We start from the raw sequence: 21,158 nt of genomic DNA, 5'->3' as shown, positions 1-21,158 counted from the left end.
CCATGTTCCGAGAGAAGTCGGCGGAAGGTCTGCGGGCCGACTCCCTCGGAGCGCACTAGTCGGAGGCGGGCGAGGGACTCGGCCGGTGCGATCACTTGCCTTGGCCGATCCGCGGCTCCGTCCCGGCGATCAGGCGGGCGATGTTGGCATGGTGGCGCAGCGTGACATAGGCGACGATCAACGCGACCGGCCAGAACAGCGGCCAGCCCCCCCAGGCGAAGGCCACGATCGCCGCCACCGCCATTCCGGTCAGGGCGGAGGCGGAGGAGATCTTCACCAGCTTCGCCATGACGAGCCAGGTCAGGGCGGCCGCGACGAAGACGGGCCAGGCCAGGGCCAGGAAGACGCCGAGCGCCGTGGCGACGCCCTTGCCGCCGCGAAAGGCGAGCCAGGGCGGGTGACAGTGGCCCAGGACGGCCGCGATCGCGGCTATTCCCGCTGTCTCCGGGCCGAAGAGGGCGGCGGCGAGCCAGACGGCGGCGGCGCCCTTGAGGAAGTCCAGCACCAGGGTGGCGGCGGCCAGCTTCTTGTTGCCCGTCCGCAGGACGTTGGTGGCGCCGATGTTGCCGGAGCCGATGCTGCGGATGTCCCCCAGCCCGGCGGCGCGGGTGAGGAGGAGGCCGAAGGGGATGGATCCCAGGAGCAGGCCGAGGATCGCGGCGAGGAGCCCGTTCATCCGAAGACGCGCCTTCCTTCCTTCCAGGTGCCGAGGACCTTCCCCTCCAGCGCCCGGCCGTCGAAGGGAGAGTTCTGCGCCTTGCCCGGCAGCTTCCCGGCCTCGACCTTCCAGCCGCGATCCGGGGAGAAAAGGACGAGGTCCGCAGGCGCCCCGGGGGCGAGGCGGCCGGCTTCGAGGCCCAGCAGCTTCGCGGGCGCGGCGGTGAGGAGCTCGAGGGCGCGCAGCAGCGTCAGGTCGCCGCCGTGATAACGCGCCAGGGTGACGCCGAGCAGGGTGGCGAGGCCGGCGCCGCCCGCCTCGGCCTGGGCGAAGGGCACGCGCTTGTCATCGGCGTCGCGCGGCTGGTGGTCGGAGGCGATGGCGTCGATCGTACCGTCTTTCAGCGCCGCAATCACGGCCAGGCGGTCCTCCTCCCGCCGCAAGGGCGGGGAGAGCTTGGCGTAGGTGCGGAAGTCGCCGATCGCCGTCTCGTTCAGGTCGAAATAGGGGGGCGCGGTATCGCAGGTAACGCGCAGGCCCTCCGCCTTGGCGGCACGGATCAGATCCAGAGCGGCACCGGTGGAGACATGGGCGAAGTGGACATGGCCCTTCGTCAGCCGGGCGAGGGCGATGTCCCGCGCCACCATCATCGCCTCCGCGGCGGCGGGGGCGGAGGGCAGGCCCATGCGGGTGGCCATCTCGCCCTCGGTCGCGCTCGCGTTCCGGCCGAGGCTCGGCTCCTCCGGGTGCTGCACGATGAAGGTGCCGAAGGCGCGGGCGTAGGAGAGGGCGAGGCGCATGGTGCGCGCATCGGCGATGGCGCGGGTGCCGTCCGTGAAGGCGACCGCGCCGGCCTCCCGCAGCAGGCCGAACTCCGTCATCTCCTTCCCGGCGCAGCCACGCGTGGCGGCGCCGTAGGGCAGGATGGTGAGGCTGCCCGTCATCTCGCCGCGGCGCAGGATGAATTGCAGCGGCGCGGGGTCGTCCAGCGCCGGCTCGCTGTCCGGCAGGGCGCAGAGGGTGGTGATGCCGCCCGCCGCCGCCGCCTCGGCCGCGCTCTCGATCGTCTCGCGGTGCTCGTGGCCCGGCTCGCCGAGGGTGGCGCGCAGGTCGATCAGGCCGGGGGCGAGCACGGCTCCGCCGCAGTCCACTACGGTCGCGCCCTCAGGCGCGCCGCTGCCGTCCAGCCCGGCGATGCGGCCGTCCTGCACCAGCAGGCGGCCCGGGGCGTCGCGGCCGGTGGCGGGGCAGACCAGGCGGGCGTTGTCGAGGAGAAGAGTGCTCATCGCGCGTTCCGCCGGTTGTTCTGGGAGAGGATGTCGAGGACGGCCATGCGGACGGCGACGCCCATCTCCACCTGCTCACCGATCACGCTGCGGGCGGGGTCGTCGGCGACGGCGCTGTCGATCTCCACGCCGCGGTTCATCGGGCCGGGATGCATGACGATGGCGTCGGGCTTGGCGAGCTTCAGCTTCGCCGCGTCCAGCCCATAGAAACGGAAGAACTCGCGGGCGGAGGGGACGAGGCCGCCCGCCATCCGCTCCTTCTGGAGCCGCAACATCATCACGACATCCGCGTCCTTGATGCCCGCCCGCATGTCGTGGAACACCTCCACGCCGAGCGCCTCTACCTCCGCGGGGATGAGCGTGGGCGGGCCGACGACGCGGACGCGGCAGTTCATCGCCAGCAGCAGGTGGATGTTGCTGCGGGCCACGCGGCTGTGCAGCACGTCGCCGCAGATCGCGACCGTGAGGTTCTCCAGCGTCCCCTTGCGGCGGCGGATCGTCAGCGCGTCCAGCAGGGCTTGGGTGGGGTGCTCATGCGTGCCGTCGCCGGCATTGATCACGGCGGCGTCCACCTTCTGGGAGAGAAGGGCGGGGGCGCCGGACTGGGCGTGGCGGACCACCAGGAGGTCTGTCTTCATGGCATTGAGCGTGGAGGCGGTGTCGAGCAGCGTCTCGCCTTTGTTCACGCTGCTGGTGGAGACGGACATGTTGATCACGTCCGCGCCCAGCCGCTTGCCCGCCAGCTCGAAGCTGGTGCGGGTGCGGGTGCTGTCCTCGAAGAACAGGTTGATGAGGGTGCGGCCCCGGAGCACGTCCCGCTGGGCCTTTCCGCCGCGGTTCAGCAAGGCGTAGCTCTCGGCGAGGTCCAGGAGTTCCGCGATATAGGGGGGCTCCAGCCCCTGGAGCGCGAGGAGGTGCCGGTGCGGATAAAGGGGCATGGGGCCTCGCTGGCGGTGGACGGGGCGAGGGCCGGTGAGTCGCCGACCCCCGGCTGTTTAGGGGAGGCGGGGCTGGGCGAAAAGGGCGGGATCTGGCGGGCGATGCGGGCGGGGGACCTGCCGGAGGTCCGCGCGATCGCGGCGGCCGTGCACCCCGGGCACCCGGAATCGGATGCCGTCTTCGCGGAGCGGCTGGCCCTGCACCCGCCCGGATGCCTGCTGCTGGAGGCTGGGGAGACCGCCCTGGGCTATGCCATCGCGCATCCCTGGCACCGGCGGCGCCCGCCGGCCCTGGACACGCTACTGGGCGCGCTGCCGGAGGCGCCCGGGGTCTTCTACCTGCACGATCTGGCGATCCTGCCGGCCGCGCGTGGCCAGGGCGCCGGCGGCGGGGCGTTGCGGGAATTGGAGGAGCTGACGGGTGGGCTGCCCATGGCGCTCGTGGCCATCGGGGGCACGGAGGGGTTCTGGCAGGTTCAGGGGTTCGCCGCCGTGCCGGACCCGGCACTTGAGGCGGTGCTGCGGCGCTACGACTCCGGCGCCCGCTACATGGAACGGCCGGTCAGCCGGTCCGGCGATAGGCGCCGGTGAAGCCGACACCGGCCTCGCCGCACCGGCCGTTGTCCTGAACGATGAGATAGGGGCCGCGCCGGCGCAGGGCCACGCGGCAGAGCTCGGCCTCCTCCGGCGCGTCCGGGCGGGCGGCGCCGTCCTCCCCGATGACGAGGGCGGCGTCGTCGCCGTCCGTCTGGATACGGGCGTCCAGCACGCCGTGATGGACTGCCGGGCGCGGCCCTCGCCGCGCGGCGCGGGCGCCCTCGCGCGCCTCTCCGCGCAGGACGAGGGCGCCGTCCAGCGTCGCGGTGACGATGAGGTAGCGATCCGTCCCGCTGTGCCAGCGCCCAATCCAGTCCGCGGCGCGAAGCGGCGGGACCTCGGGCGGGAGGGCCAGGGCGGAGGTGGGCAGCCAGCCCGCCGTCATCCGACCCTTCGCGTCGGCCCGGACCACGCAGGTGAAGGCCCCGTTCGCCTCCCCCGCCACCACGCGGAAACGCGGCCCGAGCGTCGCGCTTGACCGGCAGGCAGCAGTTTCGGCGGGGCAGCTCGCATCCGCCGCGCCGCGATAGAGAGGGTGAGGCGGGCCGTCGCGCACCATGCGGAGCTCCGCGGGCGTGCCGGCGGCGCCGAGCCCGAGGCAGTCCGCGGCCAGGGCCGGTAGAGGGGCAAGGAGCAGGGCGAGGACGGCTGGCAGCAGGCGCATGGCGGCAAGCTAGCCCTTTCGTGCGATTCCGCATCCACCTGCGCCGGGCATTCCCGGCCTGCCCGGCTTCACAGCAGGGCGAGCGCGGCCAGGGCGCCGCCGCCCAGCAGCCAGAGCGGGTGCAGCTTCGTCCTGACCGACAGGGCCGCGACGGCCGCCGTGATCACGCCGAGCAGCCATTCGGTCGTGGTCGCTTCCGTGATGAGAAAGGCGCTGGCCGTGACCAGCCCCACCGTCATCGGCACCAGACCGGCCTGCACCACCTTGCGCCAGGGGCGGTCCTTGAAGCGCCGCCAGAGGCCCAGGACGATTCCGGTGAGGATGGAGGAGGGGCCAAACTTCGCCAGCGATGAGACGAGCACGCCCGACCAGCCCGCGACGTGCCAGCCCACCAGCGGCACCACCATCATGTTCGGACCCGGCGCGGCCTGGGCGAGGGCAAAAAGGGCGGTGAAGTCCTGCGCGCTCATCCAGCGGTGCACCTCCACCACCTGGCGCTGCATCTCCGGCAGGATGGTGTTCCCGCCGCCGAAGGCGAGCAGGGAGAGCTGGGTGAAGATGACGGCGAGGGCGACGAGGGTGCTCATCGGCTGAGGCGCCAGGTCGCGAGGATGCTGAGGGGCGCCAGCACCGCCATGCTCGGCAGCAGCGGCAGGCGCAGCACGGCGATCGCGAGGGCGGTGAGGAGGACGATGCCCAGCGTCACCGGCCGGGCGCGCAGCGGCACCAGCATCTTCCACGCCGTTGCAACCAGCAGCCCCGCGGCGGCGGCGGCCAGGCCCATGAAGATGTGCCGGAGGGTCGGGTCGTCCTTGTACTGGTCGTAAAGGACGCCGAGGCCGATCACCACAGCGGTCGGGCCGAGGATCAGGCCGAGAATGGCTGACATGGCGCCCGCCACGCCGCGGAACTCGAGGCCCACCGCGACGGAGAGGTTGATGATGTTGCCGCCCGGGAGGAACTGGCAGAGGCCCAGCAGCTCCGTGAACTGGTCCGGGGCCAGCCAGCGCCGGTCCTCCACGAGCATGCGGCGCGCCATGGGGAGCACGCCGCCGAAGCCCATCAGGCCGAGGCCGAGGAAGCCGAGGAACAGGTCCGTGCAGCTCGGCGGCGGGCGATCGGCGTCGGCCCCCTCCATGGCCAGGGCCGCTGCGCTGTCGCTCGGGCTCTGCATCGTCTCGGGATCCTCCGGCTGTATCCCGTGGGATGCGCCAGGCCGGGCGGGATGTCCAATGCGCGGGCGTCAGCCCCGCGTGGCGTCCAGCGCGGCCTGGAGCATGTAGGCGGCCGCGGCCGCATCCACGGCTTTCGCGCGCTTGGCGCGGGAGAGGTCGGCCTCGATCATCATCCGGTTCACGGCGGAGGAGGAGAGGCGCTCGTCCCAGAGCGCGACCGGCAGGCCGGTGGCGTTGGAGACAGCCATGGCCCAATCCTTCGCGGCCTGGGCGGCGGGGCCGAAGGAGCCGTCCATGCCCAGTGGCAGCCCGCAGACCAGGCCGCCCGCGCCCTCCTTCTCCGCGATGCGGCGGATCTCGGCGGCGTTGGGGGCCAGCTTGCCGCGGGCCAGGGCGGCATAGGGTGAGGCGAGCATCAGCAGGACGTCCGAGAGGGCGATGCCGATTGTCTTGCTGCCGGGATCGAGCCCGATCAGGCGGGCGTGGCGGGGCAGGGCGGCGCGAAGCGCGGGGAGGGGGGTGACCGGCATGTCAGCGCGCCGAGGGACCGACCCAGAGGCGCCGGGCGGCGTAGGACAGCAGAAGGCGGCGGGTGCCGAGGATGTCCTGGCCGAGCACCAGGTCCACGGGCAGGGAAGGCGGGAGGGGGGCGATGACGATCGGCATTGCGGCCGTGGTGTATTCGCCGAGCTTGAGGGTCGCGCCCTCATGGATGCGGAAGGCGGCGGCCTCCCCGCCCGTGCCGAAAACGGTGCCGGCGGCCGGGGCGCCGAGCGCGCTGGCGGGGATGCCGAAATCGGTGATCCGGTCCTGCCGCAGCACCGTGCGGACCGCCCCGGTATCGAGCAGGGCGCGGGCGGGGCGGCCGTTCAGGCGCAGGGGGATCACCACCAGCCCCTCGCCCGTCACCTCCGCCGGGATGGCCTCCGCGGGCCAGGGGGGCGGGGCGGCGATGCAGCCGGGGCTGTCGTGCAGCACGGCGCGTCCGGCGGCGAGGTCCAGCTCCAGCGCGCCCTGGCGGAGCAGGTCGGCGCCGACGATGCCGGCGATGCCGCCCTCGTCCTCGCTGCCCGGGGCGACGGGGACGGAGAGGTTCTGGAACACGCGCCGGCCGATCTGGAAATGGCGCATCACGGCGTTCGGCATGCGGGATGTACCGCCAACGCCGGTGATGGGGGTGGACCGGTCCGGGTCCATCGACAGGCCGAGCGCCACGGCCGCCTCCGGGCGGAGGAGGGTGAGGTTGGAGCCGGTATCCAGCACGAAGGCCAGGGCTGCGCCATTGGCCTGGGCGAGAACGATCGGCAGCGGGCCGGCGGCCGCGGGGCCGAGCAGGGCGCGGGCGGCGGGGGAGGCCTGGGCCGCGAGGATCAGGCGCTCGCCCTCGCCGGGAAGGCAGGCGGCGGAGGCGGCGCCCGGCGCGAGGATGAAGGTGGCCAGGAGGGCGGCGAGGGAGCGGTGATGCGGCATTCCCCCGCGATATGCGCCCGCGCCGCCGGGCGGGAAAGGCGCTGCCCCTTGACTTGAGGGGGGGCGGCGGCTTCCTGAGGGCTCTTCGCCTTCTGACCAGGACGTTCCATGTCACTCGACTTGCAGACCGTGAGGCGCGTCGCGTCGCTCGCCCGGCTCCATCTGGAGGAGGGGGAGGACCAGCGCCTGCAAGCGGAGCTGAACGGCATCCTCGGCTGGATCGAGCAGCTGCAGGAGGTTGATACCGCCGATGTGGAGCCCCTGGCCGGCGCCGGGGCTTCCGCCATGCCGATGCGCGAGGATGTCGTCACCGATGGCGGGCAGGCCGCGGCCGTTCTGGCCAACGCCCCAGATCGCGCGGGCGATTTCTTCGCCGTTCCGAAGGTTGTCGAGTGATGCACCCCACCGATTTTACCATCCGCGGCGCGCTCGAGGCGCTGAACGAGGGCATCGTCACCTCAGAGGCGCTGACGCAGGCCCACTTAGACGCGATCCAGGCCCTGAACCCCCGCCTGAACGCCTTCATCACCGTAACGGCGGAGAAGGCGCTGGAGGCGGCGCGGGCCTCCGACAAGCGCCGGGCCGATGGTCTTGCCGGGAAGCTTGAGGGCATCCCGCTGGCGATCAAGGACCTGTTCTGCACGGCCGGCACCCGGACCACGGCTGCCAGCCGGATCCTGGGCGAGTTCACGCCGCCCTATGAGAGCACGGTCACGTCCAACCTGCTGCGGGACGGCGCGGTGTTCCTGGGCAAGGTGAATCTGGACGAGTTCGCCATGGGCTCCTCCAACGCCACCTCGGCCTATGGCGAGGTGGAGAACCCCTGGCAGCGCTCCAACGACGATGGCGTGCGGCTGGTGCCGGGCGGGTCCTCCGGCGGATCGGCGGCGGCCGTGGCAGCGCGGCTGGCGCTGGGCGCGACGGCGACGGACACGGGCGGCTCCATCCGTCAGCCCGCGGCCTTCTGCGGCATCGCCGGGATCAAGCCGACCTATGGGCGGTGCTCCCGCTGGGGCGTGGTGGCCTTCGCCTCCTCCCTGGACACGCCGGGGCCGGTGGCGCGCACCGTGGAGGACTGCGCCATCCTGCTGGAGAGCATGTCCGGGCACGATCCGAAGGACAGCACCAGCGCGAACCTGCCGGTGCCGGACTTCGCTGCGGCCTGCGCGCGCGGTGTAAAGGGACTGCGGATCGGCGTGCCGAAGGAGTACCGGCTGGAGGGCATGCCCGACGAGATCGAGGCGCTGTGGCAGCAGGGGCTGGAGTGGCTGCGGGCAGAGGGAGCCGAGATCGTCGAGATCTCCCTTCCGCACACGAAATACGCGCTGCCGACCTACTACATCGTGGCGCCGGCGGAGGCCTCCTCCAACCTCGCGCGCTATGACGGCGTGCGCTACGGCGCGCGGGTGGACGGCCAGGACCTGAAGGATCTGTACGAGCGCACGCGCGCGGCGGGATTCGGGGCCGAGGTGAAGCGGCGCATCATGATCGGCACCTATGTGCTGAGCGCCGGCTACTACGACGCCTACTACCTGAAGGCGCAGAAGGTGCGCGCGCTGATCAAGCGCGACTTCGACGAGGCCTTCACGAAAGTGGACGCCATCCTGACGCCGGCCACCCCTTCCGCTGCCTTCCCGGCGGGGGAGAAGCAGGACGATCCGGTGGCGATGTACCTGAACGACGTGTTCACGGTGACGGCCAACCTGGCGGGCATCCCCGGCATGACCGTGCCGGCGGGGTTCGACCGCCACGGGCTGCCGCTGGGGCTGCAGGTGCTCGGGCGCGACTTCGACGAGGAGACCGTGTTCGCGGTGGGCACGGTCGTCGAGCGCGCCGCGGGACTGACGGGAATGCCACAGCTCCGGGCCTTCGCCTGAAACTGGTTGCGCGCGCATTGACCTAAAATCACGGAGGCGTGATGTTTTACATCACGCCTCCGACGGTTCCCATGCTCAAGCCTTTGCGCCCGATCATCCTCCTCGCCTTCGTCGTCGGTTGTGCCGCGAAGCCGCCTGAACCTCCCACTGCCGCACAAATCGCGGCACCGCATCGGGTCGTTGTGGACGAGCCACGGCCCAACGTGCCCGTGGACGTCAACCTGGACCTGCGGCGCACGGCCTTCGTCGGGCTCTCGCCGGCCGGGCTCCTTATCGGGGCCGTCATGACGGCGGGCGATGCGGTGGTGAACAGCATCACCGAGAGCAATCGGACCGCGCGCCGCGACGAGCTGGCCGCGCGCCTGGGCGAGACGGGGCCGATCGCCTCCGACTTCGCACGCCAGTTCAACGAGGCCTTCAAGCAGCAGCTGGCCGGGGTGCCGGCGCTGCGCGTGGAGCGTTTCGACCAGGCGCCGCGAGGTGCCCAGGTGCAGCTGGGCGAGGGCGCCGGCCTGCAGATCTACCGCGACGTCGTCCTGACCACCGATGGCCGCTTCCTCGTCGCGCGGGCGACGACGATGCATACGGTCGGCGAGGGCGCCGCGCGGCGCAGCATCGTCCGGTACGCGGCGGCTTTCTCGCGCCCGGTGAATGCGCCCTCGGAGGAGGAGGCAGTCGCCCGGTGGACGGCGGATGACAGCCGGCTGATCCGGGAGCAGGCAGGGCCCCTGGCCGAGGAGCTGGCTTCGGTGGTCCGGCTGGCGGTTTTCTCGACCCAGCCCCTCGACATCGAGCGCATGCCGTCCCTCGAAATCCCCAGCACGGGCGTCTCGCTGCTGGTCGGCACAGCGCCCAACGGGAGGGAGGGTGCCTTCTGGGCGGAAACGCGGTCCCTGGGCTACGAGGTCAGCCGGGAGGGCTCGCGTGTGGTGACCGTCTCGGCGCTCGGCCGTGAGCGCAACCGCTGGACCTGGATCAGCATGCCGGCCTACTTGGTGCAGGCCTTCCGATAGGACTGGTCCGGCTCTGGCGGCTTGACGCCGGGCAGGTCTTGGGCTTGCTGGCGCGCCGTCGGAGAGATGTGGATGACCTATACGATCGAGGGCGAGACCGGCCCCTGGGAACTGGTGATCGGGCTTGAGGTCCACGCCCAGGTGACCAGCAACGCCAAGCTGTTCAGTGGCGCAGCGACGGAGTTCGGGGCTGAGCCGAATTCCCAGGTCAGCTTCGTGGATGCGGGATTCCCGGGCATGCTGCCGGTGATCAACCGGGAATGCGTGGCCCAGGCCGTGCGCACGGGGCTGGGTCTGAATGCCCAGGTGAACCCCTGGTCGCGCTTCGACCGGAAGAACTACTTCTACGCGGACCTGCCGCAGGGCTACCAGATCAGCCAGTTCGCGCACCCGATCGTGGGCACGGGCGTGATCAGCGTGGAGCTCTCGGACGGCAGCACGAAGGAGATCGGGATCACCCGGCTGCACCTGGAGCAGGATGCGGGCAAGTCGATCCACGACCAGCACGCCACGAAGAGCTTCATCGACCTCAACCGCTCCGGCGTGGCGCTGATGGAGATCGTGTCGGAGCCGGACATGCGCTCGCCGGAGGAGGCGGGGGCCTATCTGACGAAGCTGCGGCAGATCCTGCGCTACCTCGGCACCTGCGACGGGAACATGGAGGAGGGCTCGCTGCGGGCGGACGTGAACGTTTCCGTCCGCAAGGCGGGCGAGGGCTTCCGCACGCGCTGCGAGGTGAAGAACGTCAACTCCATCCGCTTTGTCATGCAGGCCGTGGAGGCGGAGGCGCGGCGCCAGATCGAGGTCTGGGAATCCGGCGGTACCGTGGACCAGGAGACGCGGCTGTTCGACACGTCGCGCGGTGTGACGCGCTCCATGCGGTCCAAGGAGGACGCGCATGACTACCGCTACTTCCCAGACCCGGACCTGCCCCCGCTGGTGGTGGACCCCGCCTGGATCGAGGAGCTGCGCGCGGGTCTGCCGGAGCTGCCGGATGCGCGCCGCACCCGCTACGTGAACGAGTTCGGCCTTTCCGCCTACGACGCCAGCGTGCTGGTTGCGGAGAAGGAAACGGCCGCCTTCTACGAGGAGGTGGCCACGGGCCGCGACCCGAAGGTGGCGGCGAACTGGGTCATGGGTGACTTCTTCGCCATGCTGAACCGGCTGGGGAAGGGGATCGAGGACAGCCCGGTCTCGGCCAGACACCTCGGCGCGCTGCTGGACCTGATTGCGGACAAGACCTTGTCCGGGAAGATGGCGAAGGAGGTGCTGGAGGCGATGGGTGAGACGGGCGAGGCGCCCGGCACCATCGTGGAGCAGCGCGGGCTCCGGCAGGTGACGGATACCGGCGCGATCGAGGCCGCCGTGGACGCCATCATCGCCGCCAATCCCGAAAAGGTAGAGCAGTACCGGGCCAAGCCGACGCTCTTCGGCTGGTTCGTGGGCCAGGTGATGAAGGCCATGAAGGGGCAGGGGAACCCGGCCCTGGTGAACGAGGTGCTCAAGGCGCGCCTGGACCGCTGACCGGGCGGCGTCGGGTCTTGCGATCCGGCGCCGCAACGGCATATGCCGTGGATGGCGTGTATCCGATTTGTTCTGGGCGATCAGCTGACGCGGGACGTCTCCTGCCTGCGCGACCTCGCGCCCGGCGACGTGGTGCTGATGGCGGAGGTGCATGAGGAGGCGACCTATGTGCGCCACCATCAGCGCAAGATCGCCTTCCTCTTCTCGGCCATGCGGCACTTCGCGATGGATCTGGCCTCCGAGGGGGTGGCCGTGGACTACGTGCGGCTGGACGATCCAGGGAATACCGGCAGCCTCGGCGGGGAGCTGGCGCGGGCGCTGGGGCGGCACGAAGTCTCCGGCGTGGTGGTGACCGAGGCCGGCGAGTGGCGTGTGCGCGCGGCGCAGGAGGATTGGGGGGCGGCGCTGGGCCTGCCGGTCCAGGTGCGTGAGGACGATCGCTTCCTCTGCCGGCACGAGGAGTTCGCGCGGCTGGGCAGGCCGGGAACGCCCCTCGTGATGGAGGGCTTCTACCGGCAGATGCGGCGCCGGACCGGTTACCTGATGACGGAGGAGGGCGAGCCGGAGGGCGGGCGCTGGAACCTGGACGAGGAGAACCGCGCGCCCATCCCCCGCGGCGTCCGCCCGCCGGAGCGGCCGGGGTTCGAGCCCGATGCGGTGACGAAGGAGGTGCTGGCCCTCGTCGCCCGGCGTTTCGGGAACCATTTCGGGCGGCTGGACGGTTTCGACTACCCCGTTACCCGCGCGCAGGCCCGGGCCTATCTCGGCTGGTTCGTGCGGGATGCGCTGCCGGGCTTCGGCGCCTACCAGGACGCGATGCGGCAGGGCGAGCCGATGCTGTTCCACTCCCACCTCTCGGCTCTCATTAATTGCGGGCTGCTGACGGCCGCTGAGTGCTGCGACGCGGCTGCGGAGGCCTATGATGACGGCGCGGCGCCGCTGAGCGCGGCGGAGGGTTTCGTGCGGCAGCTCATCGGCTGGCGGGAGTTCATCCGTGGCGTCTACTGGCGGGAGATGCCGGGCTACGGCGCGAGCAACGCGTTGGGCGCTGGCCGCCCTCTGCCGGACTTCTTCTGGACGGCGGAGACGGAGCTGAACTGCCTTCGCCAGGCGATCGAGGGCACGCGGGACAACGCCTATTCCCACCATATCCAGCGGCTGATGGTGCTGGGCAACTTCCTGCTGCTGGCGGGGATCGACCCGAAGGCGGTGCAGGAGTGGTACCTGATCGTCTACCACGACGCCTACGAGTGGGTGGAGATGCCGAACGTCGTCGGCATGATCCTCTACGCGGATGGCGGGCTTTTCGCGACGAAGCCCTATGCGGCGTCCGGCAACTACATCCACAAGATGTCGGATTACTGCGCGCATTGCCGGTACGACGTGCGAAAGCGCCTGGGCCGGGGGGCCTGCCCGCTGAACCTGCTCTACTGGGACTTCGTGGCGCGCCACCGGGAACGACTGTCCCGCAACCCGCGCGCGCGCCACGCCGTGCAGACGTTGGACCGCATGGATCCCGTTCGGGTCGAGGCGGTCCGGCGTGAGGCGCTGGCCTTCCTGGACGGACTCCCGGTCTCCGGCACCTATTGAGGCAGCCTGCCGATCAGCGGCCGCGGTTCCCGCCCGGTTCGTCTTCGGTCGGCAGTTCGCAGCGGTTGTGGATGTCGGTCGCGGCGATGGCCGCGTGGCCCATCGCCACCACGATCTGGTTCAGCCCGCGCACCACGTCGCCCGCCGCGTAGAGGCCGGGGACGGTGGTGCGGGCGTGGTCGTCCACGGTCAGGGCGCCGGTGTCGTCGCATTCCGCGCCCAGATCGATGGCGAGGCCAGAGCGAACCTTCAGGCCGAGCGCGGAGTAGAGCGTCTCGAACCGGTGCTCCTGGCCGCCGAGGCGGACCGCGGAGATGCGGTCGCCCTCAGTCTCCAGCGCCTCGATCGGCGCGGTGAGGAGGCGGATGCCGTGCTCCTCCGCCCGTGCCCGGTCCTCGGGGGAGAGGGTCTCGCCGAGGGTGAGGAGGGTGACATCCCGCGAGTAGGTGCGGGCGATGAAGACGGCCTCCCCCAGGCCACGCGCGCCGTGGCCGAGGATGGCCACCTTGCGCCCGCGGGCCTCGTAGCCGTCGCAGATCGGGCAGTAGCGCAGCAGGCCGCGGCCTAGGGCCTCGTGCAGATCGGGAAGGTCGGGCGGGGTGTCGCGGCAGCCCGTGGCCAGCAGGACGCGGCGGGCCCGGATCGGCTCGCCCTCCGCGGTGGAGGCGACGAAATGGCCGTCCTCCTGGGCCAGGGTCGTCACCTCGGCGCGGCGCGGGGCGATGCCGTAGGCGGCGAGGCTTTCCCGCTGGCGGGCCAGCATCTCGCGGCCGCCGATGCCCTCGGCGAAGAAAGGGACGTTGTGGCTGGTTGGAATCCAGGCGGCGCGGCTGTCCCCGGCATCGACCAGCGCCAGGCGGCGCCGGAACCGGGCGAGGTAGAGGGCGGCGGTCAGCCCCGCCGGGCCGCCGCCGATGATAAGGGCATCGAGGACGCCGTCTTCCGCCATGTTTCACCTCCGCGCCCCGTTACAGACGCGCGGAGGGGTCCCTGCGTTGCAGCCGCCGCGCCTATTCAGCCGACAGCGCGCTTCACCCCCATGGCCAGGGTATACTCGTCCGCCCGCGCCTCGTAGGTCATGCCGCCCTTCAGCGCCCAGATGTTCTTCTGCATGTGCAGGGTGATGAGGGCGACGTCCTCCATCGCCACCCGCATGGCCCGGCCGAAGATCGCCTCCCGCTTCGCGTCGTCGGCAGTCCGCAGCCCTTCGTCGGTCAGCGCGTCCACCTGCGGGTTGGAGTAGCCGCTGAAGTTCACTGTGCCGAAGCCCTTGTCCGGGATGCGGGTGGTGAGATTGCCGCGGATGGCGGTGGAGGGTTCGCCCGCCGTCGCCCATCCGATCAGCATGGCGGACATGTCGTTCCGCGCCTGCCGCTGCGCCATGACGGCGAAGGGCATCGCCTCAACCCGCGTGCGCACGCCGATGCGCTGCCACATCTGGCCCACGGCCTGGATGATCTGCGCGTCGTTCACGTAGCGGTTGTTTGGGCCGATCAGGGTGATCTGGAAGCCGTTGGGATAGCCGGCCTCCGCCAGCAGGGCCTTGGCGCGGTCGATGCTGAAGGTGGGCGGCGGCAGGTCGGCGACGTAACCGTTGGCGCCGGGCGGCATCATCTGGCCGATGGGGGTGCCCGCGCCCTGCATCACCCGGTCCACGATCGCCTGCCGGTTGATGCCGATGGAGAGAGCCTGGCGAACGCGCAGGTCGCGCAGCGGATTCCTCGTGAAGGGCTTGCCGTCGTTGTCCGTGATGTAGGGCGAGACGTCGTGGGCCGTGTCGAGCTTGATGTAGATGCAGCGCAGGCTCGGCATCTCGGCGAAGGCGATGCCGGGAGTGGTGCGAAGGCGCGGCATGTCGTTGGGCGGCACCACGTCGATCATCTGCACGTCGCCAGAGAGCAGGGCGGCCACGCGCACGCCATCCCCGGGGATGAAACGGTACACCACCTGGGACCACTCCGGCTTCTCGGCCCAGTAGGCGTCGTTGCGGCTCATCACCACGCGGTCGTCGGCGTTGAAGGAGACGAAGCGGAAGGGGCCTGTGCCGATCATGGCGCGGCCGTTGTTGAAGTCGCCGGTGGCGACGTTCTCGCCGGCCGCCTTGCAGATGATGTAGACTTGGCTGAGATCCTGCGGCAGCAACGGGTATACGCCGTTCGTCTTGAAGCGGATCGTGTGGGGATCGACGATCTCCGTGCCGGTGATCGCCTTCGTGTAGATGCCGAAGGAACCGGGGCTGTTCACCACGGTCGGCACGCGCCGATAGGTGTAGGCCACATCCTCCGCGGTGAAGTCCTGGCCGTTGCTGAACTTCACGCCGCGCCGCAGCCTGAACTCCCAGGTGGTCTCGTCCACCAGGTGCCAGGACTCTGCCAGCGCCGGGCGCAGCGCTGCCTTCGCGTCCCGGCCCACCAGCGGGTCGAAGAAGTGCTCCGCCATCATGTTGTTGGGGGAGAGCGTGTGGTAGTGCGGATCCAGCGAGGTGACGGGCGCCGCGACGGCGAGGTTCAGGGTGGTCCCTGGCGCTGTCCCAGCTGCCACACCCGTTTGCGCCCGGGCGCCGGTCGCGCTCGCCAAGAGGCCTGCGCCAGGCAGGGCGAGAAAGGCTCGGCGCTGGAGCGCGGGCATGCGTTCGGCCATGGTCGTCTCCATGTGTCTGCGTGACGGCCTGGCACCCCCGGCTCCCCTTTTTGCCGGGGATGCCGCGGCGATTGGCGCATGGCGGCGGGCGCGGTGTCAACGAAGCTCCGGCGGGGCGAAGCTGGAGGGCTCGGGGCTAACGGCCGAGGGAGGCGATGATTCCCCGGTTGTACGACCGGATCATCCCGGGAATGAGGAAGGCGTCCAGGAAGAGCCAGAGGCCGATGAAGAAGAGCCCGACATAGCCGACGGCGATCGCCGTCAGCGCCCAGGAAACGAGGCTGACGGCGAGCATGACGAGGCCGCTGAAAACGCGCCCGGCGTAGAAGCGGTGGGCCGCGAACCAGCCGAGGACGAACCAGAGAATGTAGGCGACGAGGACAGAGCGCTTGTTGGCGTCGTAATGCATCAGCGCCGCGGCGTCGCTCAGCCCCGGATTGCCGGTGTTCGGGATGCGCTGGGCTATGGCCATCTGGATTTCCTGTGCTGGCGAGGAATTCAGGCGCGGTTCCGCCCGGTCCGGTTCAGCGCCGTTCCACCCGCATTGGCATGCCGCGCGCGGGGCGCAAGGTGATGCGCATCTGGAGCCCGGGATCGAAGGCCGGGTCCGGCCGCAGCCGCAGGGCCGGGAGGAGGGTGGCGAGGATCGCCGTCGCTTCCTCCAGCGCAAAGCCGAGGCCGATGCAGATGCGTGGGCCGCCGCCGAAGGGGAGCCAGGCGTAGCGGTGGCGGGCCTTCGCCGGCGCCGGGTCGAAGCGCGAGGGATCGAAGCGGTCCGGGTCGGGCCAGAGATCGGGAAGGCGATGCGTGGCGACGACGGGGAGAAGGACGTTCGCGCCGGCCTCCACCCGCTCCTCGCCCAACTGGACGGCGCGGGTGGTGGTGCGGGCGATGATGGGGGCGGGCGGGTAGAGGCGCAGGACCTCCTGCACCGCCTGCCGGGTGCGGGTGAGGGCGGAGACCTGCGACGGCTGCAACGGGCTGCTTCCAGCAGCGGAGGCGATTTCGGCCAGCAGGCGCTCCTCCTCCTCCGGGTGCCTGGCGAGGAGATAGAAGGCCCAGGTGAGGGCGAGGGCGGTGGTTTCGTGCCCGGCGGTGATGAAGGTGAGGAGGTTGTCGGCGATGTCCCGGTCATCCATCGCCTGCCCCGTTTCCGGGTCTCGCGCGGCGAGGAGGGAGGCAATGAGGTCGTCGCGCTCCGAGCCGAGGCGGCGGCGCTCCTCCACCAGGCGAAGCAGCTCGCCGCGCAGGTAGTCCCGGGCGCGGGCGGCGCGGCGCTGGCCGGGATAGGGGGTCCAGCCTGGAGCACGGGCCATGGCGAGCGCAATCGACCAGCCCGTGCTCGCCAGGTAGTCGGTGATCCCGCGCTCCACCCGGGCGACGTCGATGGCGCCGTGGCCGGAGAGCATGGTTTCCACGATGATGTCGAAGGTGGTCCGCATCATCTCGTGGCCCAGTTCCACCGTGCTGCCCGGGGGGAGGGCGAGCCAGCGGTCCCGTGTTGCGGCCGCCGCGTCCAGCATGGGACGCAGGAAGCCGTTCACCCGGTCCGGGCGGAAGATCGGGGCGACGGCCCGGCGCTGCCACCGCCAGCGCTCCCCGTCCGCCGTGAGGATGCCGTCGCCCAGCGCGGGGGAGAGGGCGCGGCGCATGGCGTCCGACTTCACGAAGGCGTCGGCCTCCGTCAGCAGGACGGTCTGAATGAGGTCCGGGCCGGTGACGAAAACGCGTTCCCGGCCCAGCAGGGTGCGGCGTGTCAGGGCGCTCTCAAAGGCTTCGCGCGGCAGGGCCTCCAGCGGATTGCGGATAATGGCCCGGAGAAGTGCGAGGCTGCCGAGAGGCGCCTCCGGCGGCGTGAGGCGTGCGAGATCGGGCTGATGGATGTCCGGCATGGCACCGGGGATATCGTCCCGGCCGGGCCCGGGTTCCAGGCCGGGCGGCTTCTCATCGCGGTGGCACGGGGCGATGCTGCCGCGCCCGCGGCATCTGCCCTGCGGGGGGATGGATGGAGAGCGCGGATGATCACGCTGCACACCTGGAACACGCCGAACGGGCGAAAGATCAGCGTGGCGCTGGAGGAGATGGGGCTGCCCTATACGGTGAAGACCGTGAACATCGGCAAGGATGAGCAGTTCCGGCCGGAGTTCCTGGCGATCAGCCCGAATAACCGGATCCCGGCCATCGTGGACGACGAGGGGCCGGGCGGAAGCCCGATGAGCATCTTCGAGTCGGGAGCCATCCTGCTCTATCTCGGCGAGAAGAACGGTCGGTTCCTGCCGGTGGACCTGCGCGCGCGGGTGCCGGTGCTGGAGTGGCTGATGTGGCAGATGGGCGGCTTCGGGCCGATGCCCGGGCAGGTGCACCACTTCCTGATGCAGCCGGACGGGCCTGCGAAGGACTACGGTCTGGCGCGCTACGGCAAGGAGACGCGGCGGCTCTACGGCGTGCTGGAGAAAAGGCTCGCGGGCCGTGAATTCGTCGCGACCGAGGGGGAACCGAGCGTGGCCGATTTCGCGATCATCGGATGGGCCTGGCGGCATGAGCGGCACCAGGTGCCCTTCGACGACCTGCCCAACGTGGCGGCCTGGTACGAGCGGATGATGGCCCGCCCCGGGGTGAAGCGCGGCTTCGAGGTGGCACTTTCCTGATCGGGGAGGTTTGACGGCGGGGCAGGGGCCGGCTAGAAGCGGCGCCTGCAACGCCGTGTTGACTTCCACTCCTGCGGAGGGGTGGCCGAGTGGCCGAAGGCGGCGGTTTGCTAAACCGTTATAGGATGTCAAGTCCTATCGTGGGTTCGAATCCCATCCCCTCCGCCATTTACTCCCGCATTTCCTAGCTAATCTGCATCCTCCAGATCGCCCTTGGCGCTGGGGGATTCGACACGTTCAGGCGCCGTCTGTGTCCCTTTTTGTGCCACCCCCCGTTCTTGTTCCGTGAGGTGATCGAGGTAGATCTCGGTGGTCTTCACCGATGTGTGCCCCAGGTGATTGGACAGGCTGTAGATGTTGCCGCCCTCCTTGAGCCACCGGACGGCGAAACGATGCCGGAGGTCATGGACCCGGAACCGCCGGAATTCCCGCCCCGCCTTCTGCTCCTGACGCTCAATGCGGCGCATGACCTGGCCGACGTTGGATGAGAAGTTCGGGTAGGCCCGGAACAGCCGGCCCGTCCGCGGAGCGTCGGCCAGCAGGGGCGTGGCGTCGCCGCCAGGGGTGCGCCAGTTCACCACCCGGCGCCGCATCGTCTTGGTGATGCTGAGGGTGATCTGCCCCCGGGCCTTGTCCACCTGCTCACCGCGCAGGTCTTCCCCCTCCTTGCTCCGGAACCCCGTCGCGTCCAGCAGGCGCAGGATCCGCCTTATCTCCTCCGGCGCTTCCGCCAGCAGAAGATGCCACTCCCGGTCCCCGGGCAGGGTGATGGGGTCCCGCTTCTCCCGGACCATGGACCGGTCGTAGGCGCTGGCCGGGTTGTCCGTACGCCAGCCCCAGGACACGCAGGCCGCCATGAGACGGGAGAGGGCCGTCAGGTCGCGCCGAATGGTGGCGTTCGTCACCTTGCCGGTCCTGGCGCTCACATAGGCCGCCACGGTCTGCGGCGTGATCTGGTCCATGCGGAGGGCGCCGAAGATCGCGTCGAGCTGCCCGATGCTGGCGAGGTAGCGTGTGGCGACGGCGGGCTTCACGGCGCCGGGCAGAACCTCCTTGGCCCAGCGGAGCACCGCCTCCTTGAAGGTCGGCGCGTCCGGGTCTCCTAGGGTCTCGCGGACGAGGCGCTTCCGCCAAGCCTTGAAGAGGCGCGCCGCTTCCCGCGGATCAGACGTTCGTAGGCTGCATCGGTACTGCTGGCCGGCAATCTTGGTCCGACCCCACCACGTGTCTCCGCGGAGGTATAGGTTGCGAGGCGTCCTCGCCATGCTTTGCGTTCCTCAGCCGCGATCCACTCGCGGATCTTAATGGGGTCGAAGGTCCAGACGCCGCTCAGCTTGGCAGCGCCTTCCAGGCGGCCGGCGGCGGCCAGCTCCTGTACCTTTCGGACGGAGAGGGTGGTCTGCTCAGCCACCCATTCGGCACGGACGCGGGGAGGGAGGGAGCCTTCAGGCATCGGCAGCCCTGATCGCAAACGACCCTCGTTCCAGCCCCCAGAGGAACCGCCCCAATCGGGATAGCTTGAAGGTGTAGAGGCCGTGCCTTTCGGCCCCAGACCGGACCAACAGACCGGAACCGCGTCCGAACTGCTTCTCCATCTCCTCCTCTGTGGCGCACCGGTCCCACCCAGACGGCCACTCGCGCAGTGCGTGCTGCTGCTCGCGGGTTAGGTCGTTGAGGGTGAGGTCAGGCATAGCCGGCCACCTCACGGATCGTCTGGGCTGCCGCGCGCAGGTAGACAACCGCCGGATCCTTCTCCTTCTCCGGATGGATGAAGAGGATGGTCTTCACCATGCTGTCGCAGATCTTGGCGGCATCTTCCATCGCGGCCTTCCGCACCTCTCGCGGATCGCTCATGGCTCCCCCTCCACCACGGGCGCGGGGGTGGTCCACAGAGAGCCGGGCTGAAGCTCCATTCGTGGGCCAAAGTGCACCAGCCCTTTATCGAGGGCGGTTTGCACGGCTCGACGGGCCTCACCGGGCGTCATGCCGAACTTCCTGGCGGCGGCAATGAGGATGAAGGGCTGCAGACCGTTTGGCGCCTTGGCGACGAGCGCGGCTATCGTCTCAGGGTTCGTTCTCACTTCGCCTCCCCTCCCTCGCTGGCCGGCGGGCGCGTGGTGGTCGCGAGGCGCCGGAAGTAGTCGGATCCGCTCCGTAGCCGCGCAGCCTTGCCCTCCTCTTTGCGGGCGTGACGAAGAGTGGCGGACGGGTCCGTGAGGCCCGCCGCATTATGCCTCAAGACCATCGCCTCCCGCTCGGATCGGTCGGCGCCGATGCGCAGGTATGCCGATACGAAGCGCATCGTGTGCTTGGACAGTGGCGCGCTGGGGTCGATCTTTCCCATCTACCCCTCCCCCTGCTGATCGGCGCGGCCTCGCTGGCGGATGGCGTCAATGGCGTCTTCAAACGCTACGATCCGCTGGTGGTAGCGCAGATACGGCTCGTGCAGGTCCATCCGTTCGGCTGCGTCCTTCTTCTCGGAATGCCAGTCGCGCATTCCCTCCACCCGCACCGCCGCCTCCTCCAGCGCCGCCTTCCGAGCCTCCGCGAGCCGGGCGGCGACTTGGGTGCGCTCCTGTTCTCGGGCCGCGAGCAACAGTTTGGCCATGGCAATCGCCGTGGCGTCCGCCGGCCCCCTCATTTCCATGGCGGCGGCTTGCTCGATTGCTGTCCAGTGAAACTGCGCCACGCCGTCGCGCGACAGGGATGCCAGCATGCATCCATGCTCGGAGGCGAAGCGGAATGCCCCCGCCGGCACCCCCACCACCCCCTCCCAGCCCTTCTCACTCGGCATCGCGGGCCTCCGGGTTGGGAAGTGGGCCGAGGGGCTTCCAGTGTGTCGGCTCTACCCAACTTCCAAATGCGTCGCGCCATTGGCTCAGATGAGCAAACGGCGCTCCTTCGACATGGTAGCGGCCAGCGGCCACAAGGGGGCCGCCTCTCCAACGCGGGGAGCAGAGCAGAACCTCCGTACCATCTCTTGGCGCGCCTTCGATCGGCTGCCAGCCCTGGGTCAGCTCGTACCCGGCGTCGTGGAGGGCGGTGAGGGCGGCCCGAGCCCGCGCTTGACAGTCGCCC

23 protein-coding genes and 1 tRNA gene are annotated in these 21,158 nt (G+C 70.4%); 8 read left to right on the top strand and 16 right to left on the bottom strand.

What is annotated here, in order from left to right:
* Nucleotides 1-91: 91 nt before the first annotated feature.
* From plsY to J5Y10_RS05585, 3 genes are read right to left on the bottom strand one after another with little or no spacing between them, the layout of a single operon-like run.
* Nucleotides 92-676: a glycerol-3-phosphate 1-O-acyltransferase PlsY gene (gene plsY, locus J5Y10_RS05595; RefSeq protein WP_209371667.1), complete on the bottom strand. Its 585-nt coding sequence runs from the start codon at nt 674-676 to the stop codon at nt 92-94.
* Nucleotides 673-1,944 carry a dihydroorotase gene (locus J5Y10_RS05590; protein ID WP_209371665.1) on the bottom strand — a complete coding sequence of 424 codons (1,272 nt, stop codon included), beginning with the start codon at nt 1,942-1,944 and terminating at the stop codon, nt 673-675. Before J5Y10_RS05590 ends, plsY begins: the two co-directional genes overlap by 4 nt.
* Nucleotides 1,941-2,882 carry an aspartate carbamoyltransferase catalytic subunit gene (locus J5Y10_RS05585; RefSeq protein WP_209371663.1) on the bottom strand — a complete coding sequence of 314 codons (942 nt, stop codon included), beginning with the start codon at nt 2,880-2,882 and terminating at the stop codon, nt 1,941-1,943. Before J5Y10_RS05585 ends, J5Y10_RS05590 begins: the two co-directional genes overlap by 4 nt.
* Here J5Y10_RS05585 and J5Y10_RS05580 point away from each other — a divergent pair.
* Entirely contained in the window at nt 2,865-3,473 is a 609-nt protein-coding gene (locus J5Y10_RS05580; RefSeq protein WP_342452849.1) for a GNAT family N-acetyltransferase, read from the top strand. The two genes, J5Y10_RS05585 and J5Y10_RS05580, sit on opposite strands and share 18 nt — an antisense overlap.
* Here J5Y10_RS05580 and J5Y10_RS05575 read toward each other — a convergent pair.
* The 5 genes from J5Y10_RS05575 to J5Y10_RS05555 all read right to left on the bottom strand — a co-directional run bounded on the left by J5Y10_RS05575 (nt 3,445) and on the right by J5Y10_RS05555 (nt 6,788).
* Complete coding sequence (locus J5Y10_RS05575; RefSeq protein ID WP_209371661.1) at nt 3,445-4,143, bottom strand: hypothetical protein; 699 nt, start codon at nt 4,141-4,143, stop codon at nt 3,445-3,447. The genes J5Y10_RS05580 and J5Y10_RS05575 overlap by 29 nt on opposite strands.
* A 68-nt stretch (nt 4,144-4,211) precedes the next feature.
* Nucleotides 4,212-4,730 carry a chromate transporter gene (locus J5Y10_RS05570; protein WP_209371659.1) on the bottom strand — a complete coding sequence of 173 codons (519 nt, stop codon included), beginning with the start codon at nt 4,728-4,730 and terminating at the stop codon, nt 4,212-4,214.
* Nucleotides 4,727-5,317 carry a chromate transporter gene (locus tag J5Y10_RS05565; RefSeq protein ID WP_245214354.1) on the bottom strand — a complete coding sequence of 197 codons (591 nt, stop codon included), beginning with the start codon at nt 5,315-5,317 and terminating at the stop codon, nt 4,727-4,729. The genes J5Y10_RS05570 and J5Y10_RS05565 overlap by 4 nt, the downstream gene beginning before the upstream one ends.
* Nucleotides 5,318-5,386: 69 nt before the next feature.
* Nucleotides 5,387-5,848 (bottom strand): Holliday junction resolvase RuvX, encoded by a 462-nt coding sequence (gene ruvX, locus J5Y10_RS05560; RefSeq protein ID WP_209371657.1) that lies wholly within the window; start codon nt 5,846-5,848, stop codon nt 5,387-5,389.
* Between the two features lies 1 nt (nt 5,849).
* Nucleotides 5,850-6,788, bottom strand: coding sequence for a retropepsin-like aspartic protease (locus J5Y10_RS05555; RefSeq protein ID WP_209371656.1), 939 nt, complete (start codon nt 6,786-6,788; stop codon nt 5,850-5,852).
* 108 nt (nt 6,789-6,896) lie between these two features.
* Between J5Y10_RS05555 and gatC the strand changes: the two genes are divergently transcribed.
* From gatC to J5Y10_RS05530, 5 genes are all read left to right on the top strand, one after another.
* On the top strand, nt 6,897-7,184 hold the full coding sequence (gene gatC, locus J5Y10_RS05550; RefSeq protein WP_209371655.1) for an Asp-tRNA(Asn)/Glu-tRNA(Gln) amidotransferase subunit GatC: 288 nt from the start codon (nt 6,897-6,899) through the stop codon (nt 7,182-7,184).
* Complete coding sequence (gene gatA, locus J5Y10_RS05545) at nt 7,184-8,665, top strand: Asp-tRNA(Asn)/Glu-tRNA(Gln) amidotransferase subunit GatA (RefSeq protein ID WP_209371654.1); 1,482 nt, start codon at nt 7,184-7,186, stop codon at nt 8,663-8,665. Before gatC ends, gatA begins: the two co-directional genes overlap by 1 nt.
* A gap of 41 nt (nt 8,666-8,706) precedes the next feature.
* Entirely contained in the window at nt 8,707-9,678 is a 972-nt protein-coding gene (locus J5Y10_RS05540) for a hypothetical protein (RefSeq protein ID WP_209371653.1), read from the top strand.
* A 72-nt stretch (nt 9,679-9,750) separates the two neighbouring features.
* Entirely contained in the window at nt 9,751-11,202 is a 1,452-nt protein-coding gene (gatB, locus tag J5Y10_RS05535) for an Asp-tRNA(Asn)/Glu-tRNA(Gln) amidotransferase subunit GatB (protein ID WP_209371652.1), read from the top strand.
* A 51-nt stretch (nt 11,203-11,253) separates the two neighbouring features.
* Nucleotides 11,254-12,792, top strand: coding sequence for a cryptochrome/photolyase family protein (locus tag J5Y10_RS05530; protein WP_209371651.1), 1,539 nt, complete (start codon nt 11,254-11,256; stop codon nt 12,790-12,792).
* Nucleotides 12,793-12,805: 13 nt separating this feature from the next.
* Here J5Y10_RS05530 and J5Y10_RS05525 read toward each other — a convergent pair whose 3' ends face one another.
* From J5Y10_RS05525 to J5Y10_RS05510, 4 genes are all read right to left on the bottom strand, one after another.
* Entirely contained in the window at nt 12,806-13,741 is a 936-nt protein-coding gene (locus J5Y10_RS05525) for an NAD(P)/FAD-dependent oxidoreductase (protein WP_209371649.1), read from the bottom strand.
* Nucleotides 13,742-13,806: 65 nt separating this feature from the next.
* On the bottom strand, nt 13,807-15,432 hold the full coding sequence (locus J5Y10_RS05520) for an ABC transporter substrate-binding protein (protein ID WP_245214353.1): 1,626 nt from the start codon (nt 15,430-15,432) through the stop codon (nt 13,807-13,809).
* 136 nt (nt 15,433-15,568) lie between these two features.
* Complete coding sequence (locus J5Y10_RS05515; protein WP_209371645.1) at nt 15,569-15,904, bottom strand: TM2 domain-containing protein; 336 nt, start codon at nt 15,902-15,904, stop codon at nt 15,569-15,571.
* A 52-nt stretch (nt 15,905-15,956) separates the two neighbouring features.
* On the bottom strand, nt 15,957-17,324 hold the full coding sequence (locus J5Y10_RS05510; protein ID WP_209371643.1) for a cytochrome P450: 1,368 nt from the start codon (nt 17,322-17,324) through the stop codon (nt 15,957-15,959).
* A gap of 126 nt (nt 17,325-17,450) precedes the next feature.
* On the opposite strand from J5Y10_RS05510, the gene J5Y10_RS05505 reads away from it, so the two are divergent.
* A complete protein-coding gene (locus tag J5Y10_RS05505) occupies nt 17,451-18,080 on the top strand; it encodes a glutathione S-transferase family protein (RefSeq protein WP_209371640.1) in 630 nt (209 codons plus the stop codon).
* A 75-nt stretch (nt 18,081-18,155) separates the two neighbouring features.
* Nucleotides 18,156-18,248: transfer RNA gene (locus J5Y10_RS05500), tRNA-Ser, on the top strand.
* Between the two features lie 20 nt (nt 18,249-18,268).
* Here J5Y10_RS05500 and J5Y10_RS05495 read toward each other — a convergent pair.
* The 4 genes from J5Y10_RS05495 to J5Y10_RS05480 form a co-directional block, all read right to left on the bottom strand.
* Entirely contained in the window at nt 18,269-19,150 is an 882-nt protein-coding gene (locus tag J5Y10_RS05495) for a tyrosine-type recombinase/integrase (RefSeq protein WP_342452848.1), read from the bottom strand.
* 613 nt (nt 19,151-19,763) lie between these two features.
* Nucleotides 19,764-19,934, bottom strand: coding sequence for a hypothetical protein (locus J5Y10_RS05490; protein WP_209371637.1), 171 nt, complete (start codon nt 19,932-19,934; stop codon nt 19,764-19,766).
* A gap of 223 nt (nt 19,935-20,157) precedes the next feature.
* Nucleotides 20,158-20,424, bottom strand: coding sequence for a hypothetical protein (locus J5Y10_RS05485; RefSeq protein WP_209371635.1), 267 nt, complete (start codon nt 20,422-20,424; stop codon nt 20,158-20,160).
* Entirely contained in the window at nt 20,425-20,874 is a 450-nt protein-coding gene (locus tag J5Y10_RS05480) for a hypothetical protein (protein ID WP_209371633.1), read from the bottom strand.
* Between the last annotated feature and the right edge of the window lie 284 nt (nt 20,875-21,158).

This window comes from Roseomonas indoligenes (assembly GCF_017813365.1).
GTDB lineage: Bacteria > Pseudomonadota > Alphaproteobacteria > Acetobacterales > Acetobacteraceae > Roseomonas > Roseomonas indoligenes.
The sequence above is the reverse complement of the archived record's forward strand: the minus strand, read 5'-3'. Positions and strand labels throughout refer to the sequence as shown.

What these genes read in the sequence shown, in the direction of transcription:
- J5Y10_RS05570 (WP_209371659.1), bottom strand. Translation starts at nt 4,730, where the DNA reads ATGAGCACCCTCGTCGCCCTCGCCGTCATCTTCACCCAGCTCTCCCTG.
- ruvX (WP_209371657.1), bottom strand. Translation starts at nt 5,848, where the DNA reads ATGCCGGTCACCCCCCTCCCCGCGCTTCGCGCCGCCCTGCCCCGCCAC.
- J5Y10_RS05485 (WP_209371635.1), bottom strand. Translation starts at nt 20,424, where the DNA reads ATGGGAAAGATCGACCCCAGCGCGCCACTGTCCAAGCACACGATGCGC.
- J5Y10_RS05540 (WP_209371653.1), top strand. Translation starts at nt 8,707, where the DNA reads ATGTTTTACATCACGCCTCCGACGGTTCCCATGCTCAAGCCTTTGCGC.
- J5Y10_RS05515 (WP_209371645.1), bottom strand. Translation starts at nt 15,904, where the DNA reads ATGGCCATAGCCCAGCGCATCCCGAACACCGGCAATCCGGGGCTGAGC.
- plsY (WP_209371667.1), bottom strand. Translation starts at nt 676, where the DNA reads ATGAACGGGCTCCTCGCCGCGATCCTCGGCCTGCTCCTGGGATCCATC.
- J5Y10_RS05590 (WP_209371665.1), bottom strand. Translation starts at nt 1,944, where the DNA reads ATGAGCACTCTTCTCCTCGACAACGCCCGCCTGGTCTGCCCCGCCACC.
- J5Y10_RS05480 (WP_209371633.1), bottom strand. Translation starts at nt 20,874, where the DNA reads ATGCCGAGTGAGAAGGGCTGGGAGGGGGTGGTGGGGGTGCCGGCGGGG.
- J5Y10_RS05505 (WP_209371640.1), top strand. Translation starts at nt 17,451, where the DNA reads ATGATCACGCTGCACACCTGGAACACGCCGAACGGGCGAAAGATCAGC.
- J5Y10_RS05520 (WP_245214353.1), bottom strand. Translation starts at nt 15,432, where the DNA reads ATGGCCGAACGCATGCCCGCGCTCCAGCGCCGAGCCTTTCTCGCCCTG.
- J5Y10_RS05530 (WP_209371651.1), top strand. Translation starts at nt 11,254, where the DNA reads ATGGCGTGTATCCGATTTGTTCTGGGCGATCAGCTGACGCGGGACGTC.
- J5Y10_RS05510 (WP_209371643.1), bottom strand. Translation starts at nt 17,324, where the DNA reads ATGCCGGACATCCATCAGCCCGATCTCGCACGCCTCACGCCGCCGGAG.
- gatC (WP_209371655.1), top strand. Translation starts at nt 6,897, where the DNA reads ATGTCACTCGACTTGCAGACCGTGAGGCGCGTCGCGTCGCTCGCCCGG.
- J5Y10_RS05575 (WP_209371661.1), bottom strand. Translation starts at nt 4,143, where the DNA reads ATGCGCCTGCTGCCAGCCGTCCTCGCCCTGCTCCTTGCCCCTCTACCG.
- J5Y10_RS05490 (WP_209371637.1), bottom strand. Translation starts at nt 19,934, where the DNA reads ATGAGCGATCCGCGAGAGGTGCGGAAGGCCGCGATGGAAGATGCCGCC.
- J5Y10_RS05585 (WP_209371663.1), bottom strand. Translation starts at nt 2,882, where the DNA reads ATGCCCCTTTATCCGCACCGGCACCTCCTCGCGCTCCAGGGGCTGGAG.
- gatB (WP_209371652.1), top strand. Translation starts at nt 9,751, where the DNA reads ATGACCTATACGATCGAGGGCGAGACCGGCCCCTGGGAACTGGTGATC.
- gatA (WP_209371654.1), top strand. Translation starts at nt 7,184, where the DNA reads ATGCACCCCACCGATTTTACCATCCGCGGCGCGCTCGAGGCGCTGAAC.
- J5Y10_RS05555 (WP_209371656.1), bottom strand. Translation starts at nt 6,788, where the DNA reads ATGCCGCATCACCGCTCCCTCGCCGCCCTCCTGGCCACCTTCATCCTC.
- J5Y10_RS05525 (WP_209371649.1), bottom strand. Translation starts at nt 13,741, where the DNA reads ATGGCGGAAGACGGCGTCCTCGATGCCCTTATCATCGGCGGCGGCCCG.
- J5Y10_RS05565 (WP_245214354.1), bottom strand. Translation starts at nt 5,317, where the DNA reads ATGCAGAGCCCGAGCGACAGCGCAGCGGCCCTGGCCATGGAGGGGGCC.